At 32.7% G+C, this 18,985-nt stretch carries 16 protein-coding genes; 4 read left to right on the top strand and 12 right to left on the bottom strand.

Annotation, left to right across the window (positions count from 1 at the left end; all coding sequences use genetic code 11):
• Window positions 1–49: 49 nt before the first annotated feature.
• On the bottom strand, window positions 50–1,024 hold the full coding sequence (locus tag DK441_RS16010; RefSeq protein WP_109851597.1) for an NAD-dependent epimerase/dehydratase family protein: 975 nt from the start codon (window positions 1,022–1,024) through the stop codon (window positions 50–52).
• A 191-nt stretch (window positions 1,025–1,215) separates the two neighbouring features.
• Between DK441_RS16010 and DK441_RS16005 the strand changes: the two genes are divergently transcribed.
• Window positions 1,216–1,677 (top strand): Lrp/AsnC family transcriptional regulator, encoded by a 462-nt coding sequence (locus tag DK441_RS16005; RefSeq protein WP_024770670.1) that lies wholly within the window; start codon window positions 1,216–1,218, stop codon window positions 1,675–1,677.
• On the opposite strand, the gene DK441_RS16000 is transcribed toward DK441_RS16005, so the two are convergent.
• A complete protein-coding gene (locus tag DK441_RS16000) occupies window positions 1,660–2,973 on the bottom strand; it encodes a glycoside hydrolase family 1 protein (RefSeq protein WP_109851596.1) in 1,314 nt (437 codons plus the stop codon). The genes DK441_RS16005 and DK441_RS16000 overlap by 18 nt on opposite strands.
• Window positions 2,974–3,375: 402 nt before the next feature.
• Between DK441_RS16000 and DK441_RS15995 the strand changes: the two genes are divergently transcribed.
• The 3 genes from DK441_RS15995 (at window position 3,376) to gldA (ending at window position 6,171) form a co-directional block, all read left to right on the top strand.
• Window positions 3,376–4,179 (top strand): fatty acid desaturase, encoded by an 804-nt coding sequence (locus DK441_RS15995; protein WP_160112127.1) that lies wholly within the window; start codon window positions 3,376–3,378, stop codon window positions 4,177–4,179.
• A gap of 12 nt (window positions 4,180–4,191) precedes the next feature.
• On the top strand, window positions 4,192–5,124 hold the full coding sequence (locus DK441_RS15990; protein ID WP_109851594.1) for a hypothetical protein: 933 nt from the start codon (window positions 4,192–4,194) through the stop codon (window positions 5,122–5,124).
• Between the two features lie 147 nt (window positions 5,125–5,271).
• Window positions 5,272–6,171 carry a gliding motility-associated ABC transporter ATP-binding subunit GldA gene (gene gldA / locus DK441_RS15985; protein WP_109851593.1) on the top strand — a complete coding sequence of 300 codons (900 nt, stop codon included), beginning with the start codon at window positions 5,272–5,274 and terminating at the stop codon, window positions 6,169–6,171.
• A gap of 31 nt (window positions 6,172–6,202) precedes the next feature.
• Here gldA and DK441_RS15980 read toward each other — a convergent pair whose 3' ends face one another.
• The 10 genes from DK441_RS15980 to DK441_RS15935 form a co-directional block, all read right to left on the bottom strand.
• Entirely contained in the window at window positions 6,203–6,616 is a 414-nt protein-coding gene (locus DK441_RS15980; protein ID WP_109851592.1) for a response regulator, read from the bottom strand.
• A complete protein-coding gene (locus DK441_RS15975) occupies window positions 6,603–9,332 on the bottom strand; it encodes a PAS domain S-box protein (RefSeq protein ID WP_109851591.1) in 2,730 nt (909 codons plus the stop codon). Before DK441_RS15975 ends, DK441_RS15980 begins: the two co-directional genes overlap by 14 nt.
• 241 nt (window positions 9,333–9,573) lie before the next feature.
• A complete protein-coding gene (locus DK441_RS15970) occupies window positions 9,574–10,383 on the bottom strand; it encodes a head GIN domain-containing protein (protein ID WP_235015776.1) in 810 nt (269 codons plus the stop codon).
• A gap of 102 nt (window positions 10,384–10,485) precedes the next feature.
• The gene (locus tag DK441_RS15965; RefSeq protein ID WP_109851590.1) at window positions 10,486–11,583 is read right to left on the bottom strand and encodes an acyloxyacyl hydrolase; all 1,098 of its coding nucleotides are present in this window, start codon (window positions 11,581–11,583) and stop codon (window positions 10,486–10,488) included.
• A 294-nt stretch (window positions 11,584–11,877) separates the two neighbouring features.
• The gene (locus DK441_RS15960) at window positions 11,878–13,026 is read right to left on the bottom strand and encodes a leucine-rich repeat domain-containing protein (RefSeq protein ID WP_160112126.1); all 1,149 of its coding nucleotides are present in this window, start codon (window positions 13,024–13,026) and stop codon (window positions 11,878–11,880) included.
• 247 nt (window positions 13,027–13,273) lie between these two features.
• The gene (gene metF, locus DK441_RS15955; protein ID WP_109851588.1) at window positions 13,274–14,227 is read right to left on the bottom strand and encodes a methylenetetrahydrofolate reductase [NAD(P)H]; all 954 of its coding nucleotides are present in this window, start codon (window positions 14,225–14,227) and stop codon (window positions 13,274–13,276) included.
• 149 nt (window positions 14,228–14,376) lie between these two features.
• Entirely contained in the window at window positions 14,377–14,847 is a 471-nt protein-coding gene (locus DK441_RS15950) for a DinB family protein (RefSeq protein WP_109851587.1), read from the bottom strand.
• Between the two features lie 15 nt (window positions 14,848–14,862).
• Window positions 14,863–17,601: a methionine synthase gene (gene metH, locus DK441_RS15945; protein ID WP_109851586.1), complete on the bottom strand. Its 2,739-nt coding sequence runs from the start codon at window positions 17,599–17,601 to the stop codon at window positions 14,863–14,865.
• A gap of 3 nt (window positions 17,602–17,604) precedes the next feature.
• Window positions 17,605–17,958 carry a four helix bundle protein gene (locus DK441_RS15940; protein ID WP_109851585.1) on the bottom strand — a complete coding sequence of 118 codons (354 nt, stop codon included), beginning with the start codon at window positions 17,956–17,958 and terminating at the stop codon, window positions 17,605–17,607.
• Between the two features lie 10 nt (window positions 17,959–17,968).
• A complete protein-coding gene (locus DK441_RS15935; RefSeq protein ID WP_109851584.1) occupies window positions 17,969–18,973 on the bottom strand; it encodes a homocysteine S-methyltransferase family protein in 1,005 nt (334 codons plus the stop codon).
• Between the last annotated feature and the right edge of the window lie 12 nt (window positions 18,974–18,985).

Genomic DNA, 18,985 nt, shown 5'->3' with positions numbered 1-18,985 from the left:
GGTATTTATTCTTTATTGTTATATTTCATTTCATACAAAGATGTAAACATCAAAGCATTAAAGTTGCCTGATTCTTTGATCCTGTTTTATATTTTTCTTTTAGTTTTTGGATCATTGTACTTGTGATCGACTCAAGGTCAAATTCTGGTTTCCATCCCCAATCTTTAATTGCAGCAGAATCGTCTATAGATTTAGGCCATCGTGCAGCAATTTCTTGTCTAAAATCAGGATTATATTTGATTTCAAAATTAGGATATAATGTACGAATTTCTGTCGCTACTTCTGCAGGAGAAAAGCTAATTCCTGCAATATTATACGAAGTTCTTATATTGATATCTTCTTTAGGGGCATCCATTAATTCTAAAGTTGCACGTATGGCATCTTCCATAAAGATCATAGGCAAGGTAGCATCTTCTTCTAAAAAACAACTAAACTCTTCTCCTAAAACTGCTTTGTGATAGATATCTACTGCATAATCTGTAGTACCTCCTCCTGGTAATGATTGATACCCTATCACCCCTGGATAGCGAATTGACCTAACATCCAGTCCGTATCTAAGAAAATAATATTGTGCCCAATTCTCTCCTGCTGCTTTACTAATCCCATATACTGTAGCGGGATCCAGATAGGCATTATTTGGAGTGTGTTCTAAGGGTGCTCCTTCACCAAAAACGGCTATAGAGCTTGGAAAAAATACCCTATCAATATTGTGCTGCCTAGAGACTTCGAGTACATTAAACAAAGTTTTCATATTAATGTCCCAGGTTTTTAAAGGTGTTTCTTCTCCTTTGGCAGAAAGAATTGCTGCAAGGTGATATATTTGAGTAACGTTATACCGAACAACTACCTCCTCTATTCTATTCATATCTGTTGCATCGATTATTTCAAAAGAGCCTTCATATCCTTCTCTAGATCTTAAATCAGAAGCAATTACATTAGAGCTTCCAAATTTTTGTTTGAGAGATTCTGTTAATACTGATCCTAATTGACCATTCGCTCCTATTACCAAAACAATCGTTTCCATATGTTCTATTTTCGCTTAAAATTCAACTATTTAACAGTGTTATTTACTTGGCAAAGTACAAAATGTAACGTTTCCTGCCATGATCATTAAATAATTAAGCAATAATTACTAATTATTAATATAAATTCAGCTATATTTACTTCAACATAAGCTTAAATTCTATTTTTGAAGTAATTTTTTTTTGAATTAAAATGGAACAATTAGATCATACCGACATTACTATCCTTAGAATTTTACAGGAAGATTCTAAAAAAACAGCAAAAGAGATTGCCAAAATCCTTAATATTACCGCCTCTCCTGTATACGAACGAATACGACGATTAGAAAAACAAGGATTCATCAAAAAGTATGTTGCCATCTTAGACAAGAAATTAATTGATCGTGCGATCACTACAATTTGTCAGGTTTCTATGCGCTATCACAATGAAGCTTTTATAGAAAAATTCGAAAAGCAAATTCAGAACCTGCAAGAAGTACAAGAATGCTACCATATGGCAGGGCAGGTAGATTTTGTTTTAAAAATTCACACCAAAAGTTTAGAAGAATATCATGATTTTGTAAAAACAAAGCTTTCAAAAATCGAAAATATTGGCGTCCTAAATAGCACTTTTGTTCTTAAGGAAATTAAGCACACATCAGAGTTTTATATTTGATAAATATTTTTTTAACCAGAGTGCAGATGTTTTCATTTTGCGTTGCATAGTTTTTCTGTCTAAACTTATTATCCCAAACTTGGGAATATACCCCTCTGCCCATTCAAAATTATCTACCAATGTCCAGAGTAAAATCCCTTTGAGATTTATGTTTTTATCCAATACAGTTTTCATTCCTTCGATTACTTTTTGGTAATACTCGATCCTTTCCTGGTCATCTTCATTCTTAGATAGTGCCATTCCGCATTCAGAAAGCCAAAGTGTTTTTTTAGGGTTGTATTTAGCAAATCTTTCTAAAAAATACTGTACTCCTTCTGGATATGTTTCCCATCCCATCACCGAAGTTTTCACATTCCTTTTTTCAGGTTTCACCTGAATTGCTCCAAGATATGGTATATACCAAGCTGCTTTAACTACTTCTCTTGCATAAGTTTGAATTCCCCAAAAATCAAAATCAGTTTTTAATGCTTCAATATCTCCTTTTTTATAATATTTAGATATACGTTTTAAGGTCGGAAAATCATTATCGGGATATCCTAATCCCAAATGAGGTTCTATAAACAGGCGGTTCATTAATGTATCGATCCTAATAGCTGCTTTATGATCAGCAGTCGTATTTCTATAAGGTTCGATTTTGGTACAACTTATTGCTGTACCTACCTGAAGACCTTCTTTTTTCTTCAAAACTTTAAATCCTTCAGCTTGCGCCAATAAAAGATGGTGTGTACTCGAAATAAAATTACGAATCCCTCTCTTGCCAGGAGCATGTACACCAAGAAAATAACCTCCGCCAATACATACTATTCCCTCGTTAATCAATATCCAATGCTTTACTCGATCTGCAAAATGGTTTCTTAGTACAGTTACATATGCTGCATACCAGCTAATACTATCTCGATTTGTCCAACCGCCCTTATCTTGTAATTTTTGTGGCAAATCCCAATGGTATGTTGTAATCCAAGGCTCTATCCCTACTTTTAAACAGTAATCAATTACCTTATTATAAAATTCAATTCCTTTTGGATTCACTACTCCTGTACCGTCTGGAAATATCCTTGACCAGGAAACAGAAAAGCGAAATATCTGTAATCCAATATCTACAGCGAGATCGATATCTTCTTCGAATCTATGATAAAAATCTGTTGCAATTTTTGCATTAGAACGGTCTTTGATTTTATAGGATTTTTGAGTAAATGTATCCCAAATAGAAAGGCCTTTTTCATCCTTATCATAAGCTCCTTCAGTTTGATGAGCAGCAATTGCAACTCCCCATTTAAGGGCCTTAATTTTTTTCATTATGTTTTAAAAATCTAAAAAAGACAAACATAGCATATCAATGCTTAAACAATCCTTTTTTAAGAAAAAGTGATACTATAAAAAAGATAATTTGCTGACTTAGGCAAACCAGTTTATGAAGAAAATTATAGACTATCTGTTTTAAGTTGGTTAGTGACATATTAAAAATATCTTATCCTATATTATAAAGATAATACATCTTTTATCTTATCATTTTACCTCAATATTATCTTAATGTTACTATCATTTTTCTATGTTTTTTATACAACACATATATGAATTATGTACTTTTGGATACCAACGTATATTACTAAGAGAGTATTTACACTATAGTTCTACTAAAAAACCTTAGAAGAATTATAGAAATAAAGGCTATCTATAATGTTATCTAACCAAAAACAAATGGAGCAGGAGATAATTCTGCCAAGTATTAAAGTATTAGGCAAGGACTTATTGTATTTAACCAAGGCGCAAAAGGTCTGGACTATTACGAAACCATTTCTGTGTTGTTTTGGATATTTTTATTTTGCTAGTAATGAATTATGGATCTTGGCAATCCTATCTGTTGTTATATTGATGTTTGTTACTTATGTTTCGACATCTCACGACCTTGTACACGGAACTTTAAAATTACATCCTGATGTAAATAGATTTTTCTTATCAATTATTGAAATGTTAACCTTAAGAAGCGGTCACGCTTTTAAAGTATGTCATATAAACCACCATCGCAATTTTCCTAAAGAAAATGATATTGAAGGTGCTTCTATACATATGAAACCATACGAATTAATTCTAGAAGGCATTATTTATTTGTACAAACTATTTTTCTGGGCACGAAAACATTCTAAGACTAAAGATAGAATTTGGATACATGTTGAAGGGTCCATATTTCTGATATATATAGTAATAGCAATACTACTATACCAACACTATTCTTTTTTATTATATTATTTTTTATTAGTTCAAATGGGAAGTTGGCTGTATCCGCTATTTACAGTATATATCCCCCATAAAGTAAATTATACGCATCCAATATTTCAAACAAAACTATTTAGAGGTCCGATCATAAGCTTCTTCTTTGCACACCATAATTATCATTTAGAACATCATTTGTACCCTATGGTTCCTCATCAAAACTGGAGAAAACTTGGAAAAAGATTACTACCGTATCTTAAAAATTACAATCTCGAAACTATCAAATTATAAAGTAAAAAATTAATGAAATTATATCGCCTATTTATTAAAAATGGAATTATTCCTTTTGTTGTTTTGGGCATTATATTATTGTTTATTGGTGTGTTTTTAATAGGGCAATCGCTTTCTGGAAGCTTTTTACCTCATGATATTGATATTATAGGTATGACAGCAAAACAACTTTCTAGCTATAAAAATGGAAAAATTGTGAAGTTCATGTTTCATGATCGTGTTTCTTATGGAGGTGCTTTAATTACAGTAGGTATCCTATATCTTTGGTTAGCATTAGTTCCATTACAAAAAAAAGAGCCCTGGGCATGGTGGGTTCTTTTTATATCAGGCATTTATGGTTTTGCAAGTTTTTTCTCTTATTTGGGATATAATTATTTTGACTCATGGCACGCACTAGGAACAATAGCAATAACCCCATTATTTATATTAGGATTATATCATTCTTATCAGAAAGAACGAAAATATCAATTTAATTCTCTTTTCAAAAAACAGAAAAAATTTCATCTAAGTTCAAGATTGGGTAGAGGAAATTGTTTAATGCTACTAAGTGCTTTAGCACTTTTTCTCGGAGGTGTAATTATAATGATTGTAGGTATGACGTCTGTTTTTGTTCCTCAAGATCTTGCCTTTATGGATATCAAAGTATGTGGGCTTCAGGATATAAACCCTAATCTCATTCCTGTAATAGCACATGATAGAGCTTCATTTGGCGGTAGTTTAGCTACTATCGGTATTATGTTATATTTTATAATTTGGTACGCTAACCCTTCAAAAATCTTATGGGAGACATTGGCAATTGCAATAACCATAGGATATTCTTCTGCTATTTTAGTTCATTTTGCTATCGGGTATTTAAATTTTTCTCATTTATTTCCTGCGTTTTTAGGAGTATTCATTTTTATTACCGGGCTCTTCTGGATAGAAAATGATTGGTCAAAAAAATAATGAATAGTCTTTTTACTCACATTAATTAACTTAATGTGAATACTGAATAAAGAAAATTTACGTTAAATTATTTTTTCTAAGTTTCTCATACAATACATATATGAATTATGTATTTTTGGGTATAAACAGACTTCATACTTGTTCTATATGTCAATTTCGGTATCTAATATTTCTAAACTTTATAATGATCAAAAAGCACTTAATGCTATTTCTTTTACAATAAAACAAGGTGAGATTGTTGGTTTTCTTGGTCCTAACGGGGCGGGCAAATCGACTATGATGAAAATTCTAACGACCTACCTTGATCCCTCTGAGGGCTCTGCCGTTGTTAATAATTTTGATATATACTCTCAAGCTATTGATGTACAAAAAAGTATAGGATACCTTCCTGAACATAACCCTTTGTATCTGGAAATGTATGTACGAGAGTATTTAGCATTTAATGCCCGAGTATATAAGATTTCAAAATCCAGAATTGAAGAAGTAATCAAACTAACAGGATTAACTCCAGAGGCCAATAAAAAAATCGGTCAACTTTCTAAAGGATATCGCCAGCGAGTTGGTTTGGCATGTGCATTACTTCATGATCCTCAAGTTTTAATACTGGATGAACCTACAACAGGTTTAGATCCCAATCAACTAGTAGAGATTAGAGAATTAATAAAAACAATTGGTAAAGAAAAAACAGTTTTTTTATCTACCCATATAATGCAAGAGGTTGAAGCAATGTGTGATCGGGTCATTATTATTAACAAAGGAGAAATTGTTGCAGACAAATATTTACATGAAATAGCAGACGAGACCGATCAGATTATCGAAGTCGAGTTTGATTATCGTATAGAAGAAGCTTTTTTACAAAAACTGTCTAATGTAAGTGATGTAAAAAACATTCATGGGTTTGTTTATCAAATTACTTTTGATACTAAAACGGATATGCGCCCTGTAGTTTTTGACTTTGCTCATGATAATAAGCTAAAGATATTACAACTATCCCGAAAAAATAAAAACCTGGAAGGTTTGTTTAGAGAACTTACTAACCCTGCTTAAATATATTTCTTACATCTATATCTTAATCCTTTTATTGACAATGACTTGTCTTTTCTATATCATTTAAAATCTCTTTGAGTTTTTGTACAGAAATCGGTTTAACGATGTAATCACTTACATTCTCAAAGGATTTAGCTCTTATAATATCCTCTGGGTCAACAGATGAGGAAACGACATAAATAATTATTTTCTTCTTGCATGGCACTTTTACGAATTCTTCCAAAAACTGTATCCCGTCAAGCACTGGCATATTTAAATCCAACAAAATAACATCTGGTAATTTTTCATTTGCCGAAATAATCGCTTTTAGATTATTTAATGCTTCTTCTCCATTTCGGAAGACCATAAAACCATTACAAAAATCAACAAGTTCCATTATTTTTTTAATCCCAAATACAAAAATTGGATCATCATCAATAATACAAGCTATATCAATTTTTTTCATGTTTCATATAAATTTTAAAAGTTGTTCCTTTATTTACTGTGCTTTCTACTTCTATTTTACCACCCATGGCTTCTACCTGGTTCTTGGTAATAAATAGTCCTATACCTCTGGCTTCTTTATTATTATGAAAAGTCTTATACATCCCAAATAGTTTGGCCTGGTGTTTTTTCAAATCAATCCCCAATCCATTATCCTTGATATCCAAGATCGCAAATTCACCTTCTATTCTAGTACTTAAATCGATATAACTCTCCCTTTCTTCAGAACTATATTTTATCCCATTAGTTATAAAATTCAATAAAATACTATCTAAGTATGCCGGGATTCCTAAAATATTTATATCTGGTTGTGTATTATTATTAATAGTTACTATAGTCTCTTTTGCAATAGCAGAAACACTTTCGGTCACCTTGTTAATTGCTTCATATAAATTCAACCCAACTAAATTCTCATCAACAGAAGTATTCATTAAGACTACTTCATTTAAATGTACTATAGTTTCAGTAAGATTCTCAGATGCTGTTTTAAAAAGTTGAATGATTTCATTATCCTCAATCTCTGGATTTTCCTGAATAAACAGGTCTAGCAACATTTGAAAATTTCCAGAATGTGATTTTAAATTATGCGAAACTATATGCGCAAAATTACGCAGTCTTTTATTTTGATCTTCTGCAACTATCAGCCATGATTTTAAATCCTGCTCTACTTTTTTAATCTCACTAATATCGGTTGCTACCCCAAGATATCCATTAATCACTCCTTTGTTTTTAATAGGAGACAATGTAACCTGAACAGGAAAACAAGTACCATCTTTTCTTACATGCATCCACTCTTTTACATCATATTCCTGATTCTCGAGTAACGTGGTAAAAACCTCAAAACCTTTAATTTCTTGATCTAACAATAACGATAATTCTGTCTCTCTCTTTTCTATTTCTTCTTTTTGATGTAATAGCAAGAGTGATTTTTTTGATATCATCTCCTTTTTGGTATATCCCAACAGGTTTTCTGCCCCTTTATTAAATGTAGTGATCAAACCATTCTTATCTGTACCAATTATACTTACCTGAGTTATATCATCGATTATACTTTTTAGTTCACCCACAGTATTCTGCAGTTTTTGCCTAGCAATAATTTTATGGCTTATATCTGCAATTTGAGCAATAAAATAAGTAGGTTTATCACTTTCTCCTTTAATAACCGAAACCGAAAGGTTGATATATACAATATGGCCATCCTTATGAAAGCATCTTTCCTCCATATTGCTATACAACGTTTCTCCTTTAAAAAGTTTTTGAAATAACGTATCACTTATTGCTAAATCATCTGGATGAAGAATATCTTTAAAAGCCAGCTTTGTCAATTCGTTATTAGAATATCCAAGAATCTCACACAGTTTATAATTTACTTTTGTAAAATGACCTTTTTGATCCAACATAACCATTCCTATCGCAGCATTTTCAAAATTTCTCCTAAACATTTCTTCGCTAATGCGTAGACCTATTTCTGCTTTTTTGGTTCTAGTGATATCTGCAGTATGCATTAAGATACCTCCTATTTTATTTTCATCGGTATACCATGGTCTTAACTCCCAGGTAAGCCATTGTATAGACCCATCTAATCTTTCGAAACGATCTTCTTCGCTTTTTAATACTTCTCCATTAAGGCATCTTTTATGATCATCTTTCCATTTTTCTCCTATTTCGGGGAAAACGTCATAATGTGATTTACCTATAATAGTATCATCACTAATATTATAATCTTCATACCATTTTTGAGAAACTGCCAAATAACGCATATTAGTATCGAACATTGCTATAGCACTTGGAGCCTGCTGTATAAATAATTTGTTTTTCTCTAAATCCTTCTTACTCTCTGTGATTTCTTGATGTGAACCAATCATCCATTCTGGGTTTCCTTCTGAGTCCCAGCTTACTACTTTTCCGCGATCCAACACCCATATCCATTCTCCATTTTTATGTTTCATTCTGGCTTCACATTCATAAAAAGGTGTTTTCCCAGAAAAATGATCTTCTAATAGTTTATTAGATTTTTCCAAATCATCGGGATGCACAGCTTCTGCCCATGTATTGATAGAAACTGGTTCTAACTCTAAGAGCGTATACCCAGCTATATTAGCCCACCTCTCATTAAACATAGTTTCTCCTGTTTTTACATTCCACTCCCAAGTCCCCAGGTTTGTCCCTTCAATAATATGTTGATAACGATCTACCTGTCTTTGTAGCTGTATTTCTACTTTTTTTAATTTAGTAATATCGGTATGAGCGCCCAGCATTCGTACTGGTTTCCCTTTACTATCTCGTATTGCTAACCCTCTACAATGAATCCATACGGTATGCCCAAATTTATGTTTATACCTTACGATTTGATCATACGGATGTGAAGGATCTTTACAATGTTTTGTGAAATTAAGAAATACTACTTCTAAGTCTTCTTTATTTATAATATCCTGCCATGCAGAAGCATTATGTGGCATCTTATTGGGATCATATCCTAAAGTGGTCCAAAACTTAGAATTCATCCATTCGTTTTCGGGATTATCTAAATCCCAAAACCAAAGCCCATCAAGGCTCGATTTTTGTATAAAATCAAAAATATAATCGTCTTTCTTAATAAGAGCATACAGTTCTTCTTTAAGATAATTTTCTTCTACATTCTCAACATCTTGAGTCTTATCAAACTGATTTCGAATCATTTTTCAATATAAAATTTGGAATAAAATCCTGGTGTCTTATAAAGTTAGACATTAATTTCAATTAAAAAGATTTAAATTCCGCAAACTTTTTATGGTGTTACCTCACTATTGTTTTAAGTAAACTTTGTTGAAATCAGTTCGAAATGGAAACGATACTATAGAAAAAAAAGAAATGCAAAAGCAAATATAGAAAAACACAGATATTCTATTTATCAATGCTAAAGAGAGGCGTATTGAATAATTATTGAAATATAAGTTTTCCCGTAAAAAATGTTTCTACTTCAACAATTGAAGGTCTGTTCACCGAAATTACGTCTCCTGTACTTCGTATTTCTCCTGTAATTGATTGTTGAGGGTTTACTATAATTTTATTGGTTCCTCTATGAAAAACCTGAACATTTTCGGCTACTAAATTGGCTCCTTCAAATCTTCCGGTTCCTGAAGCAAAATTGACATCTAATGTCTGTACTGTTCCGGTTATAAAAAATGAAGCAATATTATTTCCTACAACACTAATAGTTTCACAATCTACACTCAAATTGAATGTTCCTGTTGTAGTTTCAGTATTTTCACCAAAATCTTCAGATAATAATGTTAATGAAGTATAGCTTAATACCCCATCGGATGAGATATCGAATTGTGTTCCACTCCTTATTTCTGTAATATTAGGAGCAGTAACAAAAATCTTAGTTTGATTAAAATCTCTAAAAAATGCACAATCATTAGTATTACTAAGTACCAGTCGATCATCTTCGACTATTGCCGAAACTTCGTTTAGCAAATTATCTCCCGTTTCAATAATTACAGAAGTAGTCGCACCTTCTTTTACGATTAGTTCTACATTTGGATTCACCAAAATACGTGTAAAATCAGTAACTTCAATTTCTTTTCTAACTATTGTTCCTGTTCTTTGAAAACAATCTGACGCATTTTCAGAATCACAGCCAAACAAAAACAATACTACCCATACCCCAACTACTATATATTTTAAAAAAGACTTCGACATGTCAAGTCCAACATTTTGTTTTTTTAAACTTACATTAAGATTCATCTGTTCTTTTTTATTGTTTTTTAGTTGTCAGATGGAATTCGCCATTTAACATCTTGATTGATATCCACTCAATTGTTATGACTCATTTCATAGCAGTATTTTTTACAATCTATATCCTATCGAAAACTCCATAGCTTCTGCTTTGGCAGCATGAGATCTAACAGTTAGTGCCCCAAATATGTTTTTAGTAAAATAATATTGAACTCCTGCTCTAAGGTACGTTTGGCCTTCAAAATCGTAAGGGTAATACACATAGTACCCTACCTGTGTAAGTACAGAAATTCTATTTACTCTTAATTCGTGTCCCAGGAACATCCCTACTCGTTTAGCATCTTCATCACCGGTAGTTCCGTCATTAAATCCTCCTGTAGCTCTAAAATCTATATAACGTTCCAAGGCTTTAGAAAAAAACACTTCTGCTCCTAACTTAATAGCACTTTTTTTATTTAATCTCTTATCTACAAAACCTCCAAATGTATAAAAAGGAAACCGCCCTGATCCTACTACATCACTTTCATTAACTCCACTTCTAAAAATAAAACCGTAACCAATTGGCTCCCTTCCTTTAAGATCTCCTTCTTTCTTGGCTACATATTCTGGGGTTTCCTGATCTAATGTATACGTTATTCCTGCATTTAAAAACAATGTATTTGTGCTTTTATTTGGTGCCTTAGAATTCCCGTTAGAATAATGAACAATTCCTAAGCCTGCTTGTAATCCAAAACCTTTAAAAAAGTTCTCTTTTTTAGCTTGTAATAAAAAATAAGTTCCACTGGATAAATGTGTACCATGAGCTACATTTCTATAATTATCATCTTCGTCATAAGGATTTGTACTATACCCGATTCCTTGACCTATTCTAAGATTTAGATATCTTTTTAAGAAATAAAAATTATAATGAACAAACAGACCTAAATGCTTTCCTAAAAATTCATTATCCATATCTTGATATAAAAAGGAAACACCATAATCGGGATAATTATATAATCGTTGCCATTTTTCATCTCCAAATGTTTTGCGCTGAAAGGAAAGAATCACACCAGATGGATGACCCGTAATTAAATGCGAAATATCGGGATTATGTTTTAGTATGGTGCCATAAAAGTTATTGACATCCAGCGTATAATGTATTTTAGATTCTGTCTGTGCATACGTACCAAAATGAACGATAAAGATGAGTAAATAAATCCTTTTTATCATCCGGCAAAAGTATGATAGACCTTCGAAGTTTCCAAACACTGATAGGCTTGGTTTTATCCCAGCTTCACCAAAAACACACAACACACTAAAAATCAAACAATTAAAAAACAAAAATCTAACCACATTGCTACAAAAGGTTGTAAATAAGGTAGCCAGTAACTTATGTGAAAATTTAGATTCTGCAAGAATTTGAATTTCGATTAACTTATTTAAACCTATAACAAAACCCTTGTAATAGTGAGTTTAAATTCATTATTACAAGGGTTTTTTGTATTGAGTATTATGATATAATACTTATCGTCTGCAAGCACTAGAATAACTAACGGTTGCATCTTTTTTCCATTTATCTAAATACGATGCAGTAGGGTCATCTACCTGGATACAACTAAAATAAGGATTGTCTTGCTCTTGTAACTCTGCTCTTATCAACCTATCGTTTGTTCCGTTCTTTATATTTAAGTAACGAAGTTTATTATTATTACATTTTAGATAACGTAAGTTGTTATTTTTGGCTAAATGCAGTGTAGTAATCTTGTTATTATAACAATATAGCCCTTTTAAAGCTGTATTTTTGTTAACATTCAATAACCTAAGTTGATTACCATCACAATGAAGTGTTCCTAAAGCTGTATTTTTCGTCACATCTAAAGTAGTGAGTTGATTGTTAGAGCAAGACAATACATTTAACGCTGTATTTTTACTTACGTCTAACGTTTTTAGTGGATTATCTGAACAAATCAAGTAGTGTAGTGATGTGTTTCTATTTAGATTTAGTGTTGTGATCTTATTTCTACCACAATTCAGATACCCTAACCTTGTACGTTTGCTTACATCCAGATTAGTAATTTGATTATCCTGACAAAACAAACCAGTCAACGCCGTATTCTGGTTAACATCCAGAGCTGTAATTTTATTATAACCACAATCCAGATTTTTCAACACAATATTTTTACTTATGTCCAACGTAATAAGTTGGTTGTTGCTACAATCCAGATCTTTCAACTTAACATTTTTGCTTACGTCCAGTGTACTGAATTGATTACCACTACAACTTAGAGAGTTCAATTTAACATTCTCATGCACACTCAACGAAGTAAGTTGATTATAATTACAACTCAGATCGGTTAAATTAACAAAGTATTCGATTCCCGAGAGGTTAGAGATATTTTTAAAATCTAGATAAAGTGATGTTACATTTTTAGCCTCTCCTATAGAGATTTCGTTATCATTATTTGTATCTACATAACCTTCAAGTAGTGCTTTTTTAAAATTAGAATCGGGGAATACAATATTGCCATCGATAACATCTGCTTTTTTTGCTTTACCTAGGATCTTACTTTTTGTAGCGTTTGTAGTTTCGTGAGTTAGAGTTTCATCATCTTTAGAGCATGACACAACTATTGCGCTGATGAATAGCACAACAAAGAATTTCAAATTTTTCATTTGTTTTAGTTTAAAGTTTTTAGAGTATTTTTCTATTACTGCAGTAATCCAGGTGTAAAAATCCGTTTTGTGCAGGATGAAAAGTTCCCTGTAAACAGTGAATCTGATAGAAAGCAACTATTTTACGCTGTTTACACTTCATAAAAAACCCTGCCAGACCCTAATCTAGCAGGGGTTACACTAAAATTATAAATTTAAAATTGGCAATAATTGCCGTTCTCTTATATTTAAGAAAGAATGGTTTTTTTTAAAATACTCCTTCGGCAATTTTTCTAATATTATCAGATTTACCCATCGAATAATAATGTAATACAGGAACTCCATACTCCATCAGTTCTTTAGACTGTTGTATTGCAAATTCGATTCCTACCTCCCTAACTTCTTTATTGGTTTTACATTGCTCTACTGCTCTCACCAATTCATCTGGCATATCCAGTTTAAAAACCTGAGGTAATAATTGTAAATGTCTTTTTACTGCTACGGGTTTAATCCCAGGGATTATAGGTACATTAATTCCTGCTTCTCTAGCTCTTTTCACGAAATCAAAATATCTTTTGTTATCAAAAAACATTTGGGTCACTACATAATCTGCTCCTGCATCTACTTTGTCTTTTAATCTTCTGATATCAGAATCTACAGAAGGAGCTTCCATATGTTTTTCTGGGTAACCGGCAACTCCAATGCAAAAATCGGATTTGTTATCCGTTTCAATCACTTCATGAAGAAATTTTCCTTTATTCATATTCAATATCTGCTCTACCAGCTCATTGGCATAACTGTGCCCTCCTTTGGTAGGGGTAAAATATTTTTCTTCCTTCATTGCATCACCACGTAAAGCCATTACATTTTCAATACCTAAATAGTGACAATCTACCAATAAATATTCTGTTTCTTCTTTGGTAAAGCCACCACATAATACATGAGGGATTGTATCTACATCATATTTATGAGTAATCGAAGCACAAATACCTACAGTACCTGGTCGCATACGGGTTAGTTTTTTATCTAACAACCCTTCTCTATCTATATAAATAAATTCCTCCCGAGACGTAGTCACATCAATAAAAGGAGGGTTAAACTCCATTAATGGGTCAATATTATCATATAATTCTTGTATGCTTCTTCCTTTTTGAGGTGGTATTAATTCAAAAGAAAATAATGTTTTTTCTTTAGCTTTTTTTATGTGATCTGTTACTTTCATCTAATCTATAATTCCTGATTCTTCGTTTATCATTTTTGGTATTAGGATAATTGTCATTATCTGTGTTTTAAGACTTATGTTTTTAATATCTCTGTATCGTATTACAAAGTGTTAACATGAGGTCTCTTTTTTACAAAATACCTTATTCTTTATTTTAATTGACTATATACCATATTGATTTGTCCCAAATGATATATATCATGTTGTATCACTCCATTTACCATGTATCCATTTCGATATTGACGGCCAGCTACTTGTTCATTCAGCCATGAATCTGGTTTTGTTAATAGCAATTCGCATATTATATTTTGAGTTTCAACTAATTCTTCAAGAGTTTTTTTCTTTTCTTTTTCATTTTGTATTGAAACATTTTTTCTCCAATCCTTTTCAGAGTTTAATTCAATATCAAAAGCTCTATTTTCTTTTAGTTTTTCGATAACAAACCCTCTCCAATCTATAAGATGATATACTAGTTCTGATATGGAGTGCGACACTTTTTTTGGCTTTTTATCCCAAAAAAGTGCAGGAATATGCTCTAGTGATTTTAATATAGAATTTCCAAACCATGGCTCTCCTTCAAAAACCTCATCATACTTTCTAATGCTATCTTTTATACTCATTGGGCTTGTATCTATTTAGTCTACTATATTAGGACTCAACCATTTCTTTGCATACTCAAGATCTACATCTTTACGTTCTGCAAAATCTTTTACCTGATCTTCTTTCATTTTTCCTAATCCAAAATATCGAGCTTCGGGATTAGCAAAATAATATCCAGATACAGACGCTGCCGGCCACATAGCCAGGCTTTCTGTTAATTCTACTCCGATTTGTTCTTTAACACGAAGTAATTCCCAAATCGTTATCTTTTCGAGATGATCCGGGCAAGCCGGATATCCAGGTGCAGGTCGAATACCTTTATAGGCTTCTTTTATTAATTCTTCATTGGTTAATGATTCATCATTAGCATATCCCCAATCTTCTATACGTACTTTTTTATGTAAATATTCTGCAAAAGCTTCGGCTAAACGATCTGCCAATGCCTTAATCATAATAGAATTATAGTCATCGTGATCAGCTTCAAAAGCTTCAGCAAGTTCTTTCGTTCCAAAACCTGTTGTTACACAAAAACATCCCATATAATCTTGAATTCCGCTTTCTTTTGGGGCAACAAAATCAGACAAAGCAAAATTAGGCTTACCAGCATGTTTTTTTAGTTGCTGGCGTAGTGTTCTAAATGTAAAACTTCCCTCTTCTGAAGATACCTCAATATCATCATCATTTATCGTATTAGCCTCGAACAATCCATAAATAGCTTTGGCTCCTAATAACTTTTCATCAAATACTCTTTCTAATAATTCTCGTGCATCTTTAAATAAGGATGTAGCTTGTTCACCAACTACAGTATCAGTTAAAATAGCAGGGTATTTACCATGTAAGTCCCAAGATCTAAAAAATGGTGACCAATCGATATAAGGTTCTAGTTTTCTTAAATCAAAATCTTCTATAACCTTAACTCCTAGTTTGTTTGGTGTTACAATTTCGGAGGTTTGCCAATCAATTACATATTTATTTTTTCTGGCCTCTTTGATACTCAGATATTCTTTTTGTTTTGTTCTCTTTAGAAATCCATCTCTAAATTTTTCATAATCTTCTTTAAGATTACCTACATATTTTTGGTTGCTTCTTTTATTCAATAAATCACCAACAACTGTTACTGCTCTTGATGCGTCATTAACATGTACTACTGCATTTTTATATTGTGGATCGATCTTAACTGCGGTATGAGCTTTTGATGTAGTTGCCCCACCAATCAATAAAGGAATATTGAAATTCTTGCGTTCCATTTCTTTAGCTAGATGAACCATTTCATCTAGAGATGGAGTTATCAAGCCACTTAATCCAATGATATCTACTTGTTCATCGATTGCCGTCTGAATAATTTTATCAGGAGGAACCATTACACCAAGGTCTACAATTTCATAATTATTACATCCTAATACTACTGAAACAATATTTTTACCAATATCATGCACATCACCTTTTACCGTTGCCATTAAAATGCGGCCATTAGAATCATTTTCTTTTACGACCCCCCCAGAAAGTGCATTCTTTTTCTTTTCTTCTTCAATAAATGGAAGTAAATACGCTACTGCTTTTTTCATTACTCTGGCGGATTTGACTACCTGAGGTAAAAACATTTTACCAGATCCAAAAAGATCACCAACAACATTCATTCCCGTCATCAGATTTCCTTCTATAACTTCTATGGGTTTATCTGCTATTTGCCTTGCTTCTTCTACATCTTCTACTATATATTGATCAATCCCTTTCACAAGGGCTCTTGTAATTCTATCCTGTAATGGTTCTTCTCTCCAGGAAAGATCAACCACCCTCTCTTTACTGGTTCCTTTAACCGTTTCTGCAAAATCCAATAGTCGTTCGGTAGCGTCATCTCTTCGATCCAGAATTACATCTTCTACATGTTCTAAAAGATCTTTGGGAATATCATCATATACCTCTAGCATTGCCGGGTTTACGATTCCCATATTCATCCCGGCCTTGATTGCGTGATACAGAAAAACAGAATGCATAGCTTCGCGAACTGTATTATTTCCTCTAAAAGAAAACGAAACATTACTTACGCCTCCACTTACACTACTGTGTGGCAGATTTTCTCTTACCCATCGTGTGGCTTCAATAAAATCGATGGCATTTTTACGATGCTCTTCCATTCCGGTTGCAACCGGAAATATATTTAAATCAAATATGATATCTTCTGGTGGAAAACTCAGTCTGTTAACCAATATATCATAAGACCGTTTTGAGATTTCGATACGACGCTCATAATTATCTGCTTGTCCTACCTCATCAAATGCCATTATAATTACAGCAGCACCATATCTTTTTATGGCTTTTGCATGTGATATAAACTCTTCTTCACCTTCTTTAAGGCTTATAGAATTTACCACACATTTTCCTTGCACTACTTGCAATCCAGCTTCGATGATTTCCCATTTAGAGCTATCTATCATAATGGGTACTCGGGCAATATCTGGTTCTGCCATTATAAGATTAAGAAATCTTACCATTGCATCCTTACCATCGATTAAGCCATCATCCATATTGATATCAATGACCTGTGCTCCTCCTTCTACCTGATGCCTTGCTATATCTAAAGCTTCATCAAATTTTTCTTCCTTAACCAAACGCAAAAACTTGCGTGACCCTGCTACATTAGTTCGTTCTCCAACATTAATAAAATTCGTTTCAGCAGAAACAATCATTGGTTCCAGACCAGAGAGCTTTAAGTACTTTCTGGTTGATTGTTTAGAGTTGTCGGTTGATAGGTTTTGTGATTTATTTTCTATCATAACTTATAGGTTTTTATAATAGTTGATAAATCCATTTAATAACTTTTTACATTTTAAAATTTGGGCTAACAGAATCTGATGCTGTTTTATTTCAAAATAATTTTGATCCAAAGCCAAATATGATTGTGTTTCTAATTCATACAATGAACCTCTTGAAATATGTGAAAACTGAAGTGTATCTGCAGAAGTTCTTCTTCCGCATCCCTCAGCGATATTTGACGGTATTGAAATCGCGCTTCTTCTCATTTGATTTGTTAATCCATATAATTCATCCTTAGGAAACGTTTTTGTAATTTCATAAAGATTATTAACTAATATTCTTGACTCCTTCCAAACTTCTAACTCTTTATACTCCATAATCTATCAACTAAAAACTATCAACAGTCAACTTTCTTGGTTTATAATCTCTTGCTAAATCTGCTATTGCTTTGATATGTTCTGGAGTAGTCCCACAACAACCGCCTATAATATTTACTAAGTTTTTTTCCATGTATTCTTTAATCTGTTCTGCCATTTGTTCTGGTGTTTCGTCATACTCTCCAAACGCATTTGGCAGTCCGGCATTAGGATGTGCAGATATTCCAAAACTTGCTTTCTGAGCTAAAACTTCTAAATAAGGAGTTAATTGATTTGCTCCCAATGCACAATTAAATCCAACAGACAACATCGGAATATGAGATAGTGAAATTAGAAATGCTTCTGCAGTTTGGCCTGATAATGTTCTACCACTTGCATCTGTTATTGTACCACTTACCATAATTGGAACATCGATATTTCTTTCATCTTTTACCTCTTCAATTGCAAAAAGTGCTGCTTTGGCATTTAATGTATCGAAAATGGTTTCTACCAATAAAATATCTACACCTCCATCTAATAGTGCTTCAACCTGTTGTTTATAAGCGATTCTTAATTCATCAAAAGTTACTGCCCTATATCCTGGATCATTTACATCTGGAGACATACTTGCTGTTCTATTTGTTGGGCCAATAGATCCTGCTACAAAACGAGGTTTATGTGGTTCTTTTTCGGTCAACTCATCTGCTACTTCTTTGGCAATTTTTGCTGACTGATAATTTAGTTCATAGACTAAATCTTCCATTTCATAATCTGCCATAGCTATGGTTGTTCCCGAAAAAGTATTGGTTTCTACGATATCTGCTCCAGCTTCAAAATAAAGTCGATGTACTTCTTTTATTGCTTCAGGTTGGGTAATACTCAACAAATCATTATTACCTTGTACAGGAGTAGGCCAGTCCTTGAATCGTTCTCCTCTAAAATCTTCTTCTGTAAACTTATGCCTTTGCAGCATGGTTCCCATAGCTCCATCAAGCACAAGGATTCTCTCTTCTAGTATTTTGTATATGTCTTTCATCAATTATCAAAT

It is taken from the genome of Aquimarina sp. AU58 (assembly GCF_900312745.1).
Lineage (GTDB): Bacteria > Bacteroidota > Bacteroidia > Flavobacteriales > Flavobacteriaceae > Aquimarina > Aquimarina spinulae.
The sequence above is the reverse complement of the archived record's forward strand: the minus strand, read 5'-3'. Positions and strand labels throughout refer to the sequence as shown.

What these genes read in the sequence shown, in the direction of transcription:
- metH (WP_109851586.1), bottom strand. Translation starts at nt 17,601, where the DNA reads ATGATAGAAAATAAATCACAAAACCTATCAACCGACAACTCTAAACAA.
- gldA (WP_109851593.1), top strand. Translation starts at nt 5,272, where the DNA reads ATGTCAATTTCGGTATCTAATATTTCTAAACTTTATAATGATCAAAAA.
- DK441_RS15995 (WP_160112127.1), top strand. Translation starts at nt 3,376, where the DNA reads ATGGAGCAGGAGATAATTCTGCCAAGTATTAAAGTATTAGGCAAGGAC.
- metF (WP_109851588.1), bottom strand. Translation starts at nt 14,227, where the DNA reads ATGAAAGTAACAGATCACATAAAAAAAGCTAAAGAAAAAACATTATTT.
- DK441_RS15940 (WP_109851585.1), bottom strand. Translation starts at nt 17,958, where the DNA reads ATGGAGTATAAAGAGTTAGAAGTTTGGAAGGAGTCAAGAATATTAGTT.
- DK441_RS15980 (WP_109851592.1), bottom strand. Translation starts at nt 6,616, where the DNA reads ATGAAAAAAATTGATATAGCTTGTATTATTGATGATGATCCAATTTTT.
- DK441_RS15960 (WP_160112126.1), bottom strand. Translation starts at nt 13,026, where the DNA reads ATGAAAAATTTGAAATTCTTTGTTGTGCTATTCATCAGCGCAATAGTT.
- DK441_RS15970 (WP_235015776.1), bottom strand. Translation starts at nt 10,383, where the DNA reads ATGAATCTTAATGTAAGTTTAAAAAAACAAAATGTTGGACTTGACATG.
- DK441_RS15935 (WP_109851584.1), bottom strand. Translation starts at nt 18,973, where the DNA reads ATGAAAGACATATACAAAATACTAGAAGAGAGAATCCTTGTGCTTGAT.
- DK441_RS15965 (WP_109851590.1), bottom strand. Translation starts at nt 11,583, where the DNA reads ATGATAAAAAGGATTTATTTACTCATCTTTATCGTTCATTTTGGTACG.
- DK441_RS15975 (WP_109851591.1), bottom strand. Translation starts at nt 9,332, where the DNA reads ATGATTCGAAATCAGTTTGATAAGACTCAAGATGTTGAGAATGTAGAA.
- DK441_RS16005 (WP_024770670.1), top strand. Translation starts at nt 1,216, where the DNA reads ATGGAACAATTAGATCATACCGACATTACTATCCTTAGAATTTTACAG.
- DK441_RS15990 (WP_109851594.1), top strand. Translation starts at nt 4,192, where the DNA reads ATGAAATTATATCGCCTATTTATTAAAAATGGAATTATTCCTTTTGTT.
- DK441_RS15950 (WP_109851587.1), bottom strand. Translation starts at nt 14,847, where the DNA reads ATGAGTATAAAAGATAGCATTAGAAAGTATGATGAGGTTTTTGAAGGA.
- DK441_RS16000 (WP_109851596.1), bottom strand. Translation starts at nt 2,973, where the DNA reads ATGAAAAAAATTAAGGCCCTTAAATGGGGAGTTGCAATTGCTGCTCAT.
- DK441_RS16010 (WP_109851597.1), bottom strand. Translation starts at nt 1,024, where the DNA reads ATGGAAACGATTGTTTTGGTAATAGGAGCGAATGGTCAATTAGGATCA.